A 414-nucleotide genomic window follows, 5' to 3' on the forward strand; every position below is an offset into this window, starting at 1 on the left:
GGAAGAGGGCCGGAGGCTGGGCGGGGAGGGCGAATTGGGGGGCACCCGCCAGTCCGGCACGCCGGGTTTCCAGGTTGCGCGCATCGAGGCGCATGCCGACCTTCTGGAGGCCGCCCGCGACGATGCCAGGCTGATCCTGTCGCGCGACCCGGAGCTGCAATCGCAGCGTGGCGAGGCGTTGCGCCTGCTGCTTTATTTGTTCGGCCGCGACGAGGCCGTGCGGCTCCTGCGCGCCGGCTGAGCCAGGGCGGCAACCGACGGGTTGGCGAGCATCCCTTCGATCGGCTCGCCATTCACGACAACCATTTGCTTGACCTCGGGCGCCACCAGCCCGGCCGACACAATCAGCTTGGCGCCGTCCTCAATCGTCATGTCGAGCAGCACGATGTCCGACTTCGGCACATACATCAGGAA

The 414-nt window shown here is 67.6% G+C and carries 2 pseudogenes; one reads left to right on the forward strand and one right to left on the reverse strand.

Going from position 1 to position 414, the window contains the following annotated elements:
* A pseudogene (locus tag EN984_RS37420) lies at nt 1–241 on the forward strand (ATP-dependent DNA helicase RecG); the annotation flags it as partial.
* Here EN984_RS37420 and EN984_RS37425 read toward each other — a convergent pair.
* A pseudogene (locus tag EN984_RS37425) lies at nt 193–414 on the reverse strand (hypothetical protein); the annotation flags it as partial. The pseudogenes EN984_RS37420 and EN984_RS37425 sit on opposite strands and share 49 nt — an antisense overlap.

Origin of the sequence: Mesorhizobium sp. M7A.F.Ca.CA.004.12.1.1, from assembly GCF_003997835.1 — a bacterium.
Classification (GTDB): Bacteria; Pseudomonadota; Alphaproteobacteria; order Rhizobiales; family Rhizobiaceae; genus Mesorhizobium.